The organism is Mesorhizobium sp. M7A.F.Ca.US.002.01.1.1 (genome assembly GCF_004022955.1).
Classification (GTDB): domain Bacteria; phylum Pseudomonadota; class Alphaproteobacteria; order Rhizobiales; family Rhizobiaceae; genus Mesorhizobium; species Mesorhizobium ciceri.
Genome location: NZ_RZQE01000855.1, coordinates 1 through 1381, shown reverse-complemented (window position 1 = coordinate 1381; position 1381 = coordinate 1). Strand labels below are relative to the sequence as shown.

Annotated in this window: 1 protein-coding gene; it reads right to left on the bottom strand. The window is 58.1% G+C overall.

Annotated features, from left to right (window positions below; translation table 11 throughout):
* Positions 1-529: 529 nt before the first annotated feature.
* The coding region (locus EN932_RS36155; protein WP_164890850.1) for a site-specific integrase at positions 530-1381 on the bottom strand (852 nt) is incomplete at its 5' end.

The window sequence follows — 1381 nt, the reverse complement described above, 5'->3', positions numbered from 1 at the left end:
GCTGTCGGCTGCCGGGTGATCGCCCGACCCGCTGTCGCGCTCGTCAGCGACGCCAGCAAGTGCCGCGATACGGTTGTAAACCTCCGATTTGACGAACGGCACGAAAGCCTTGCCGCTGTCGAAAAGCTTGCCAGCGGGAAGGCGCATGACGATCTCGGGTGCTTCGCCGGGCTCAACGCGGTGCGAGTGCATCCCCATCAGCCTTGCAGCGCTTTCTGCCGCCTCCACTTCAGGCAGCAAGAAGACCGAGGCGTGGGGCTTGCGAGCATCGTCTCTGCCGAAAACTATTAGCGACCGGGTGGTTTCGGAGCCGACACTCATTGGCCTGCCTCCAGATATGACAAAGGGGCCAGATGGCCCCTTGTGGTGTGATTTGAGTGGTGCCGACATGGCGTGTCGGGTCGATCTGTCAAAGGCATGTCAATACTCCTGTTAGGGTCTGGCCTAACCGCGTCAGCCAACGCAGCTCGCCACAGCCAGTATAGAGGAATATTATCCTATTGTCAAGAATCGATTTATAATCAACAGCTTAGGTCTTGTTGGCTTGATCGACAGGAGCAACTTCAATTGCCGGAATTGCTCTAGGTCGTGACAGGGCGGCGGCGATACCCGAGCTTACAGCTTCGGCAGCCGAGGCGAGCGCCTTGTCCGGCAAGTGCACATATCGTGAGGTGACCCCTCTGCCTTTATGCCCGAGCAATCCCGCTATCGTGCCATCCGAGTACCCCAGCTCAGAAGCGAATGACGCAAACGTGTGACGCAGACTGTGCGGCGTCACGTTTTCCACTCCAGCAGCTTCAAAGATTCGCCGAGCTTCTTTGCCGATACCTTGGTAGGGAGCGTTCCCCTTTGATCCGGGGAACACAAACGACTTACCTGCCACGCGCCGCTGGCTCTTGAAGTCAGCCAGCGCAGCCCCGCCGATGGGCCGGAGGCTCTTGCCCGTCTTTGTGTCGGCCAGTCTCAGGCAGCTAAGAGAGATGTCAAGCTCGGTCCAACGAAGCCCTGTAATCTCCCCGATCCGACATCCAGTGAGACAAAGCAGCTTGATGATGGAGAGAGCGTAGGGATGGATTTCTTTTTCTTGCGCATCCCTGCCTTTAGTCAGCACCGCGCCCAACCGACCAAGTTCTGTTGCGTCGAGAAAACGCTGTTTTGCCTCGCTTCGAAATCGCCGGACCTTGTGCACTGGGTTTCGGTCGATGAAACCTTCGTCTACTGCCCATGTCATGATGCCGGACAACAAGTCCGCGACCCGAGCTGCCGTGGCTGCGCCTCCCGTCACGTTCGCTCTGCCTCGCGCCTTGGTCTTTATGCGCGCTTTCGTCGTGCCGACTGTGATGTCCTCAATCAGACGTTTGACAGCCCGGCCGTCGATATC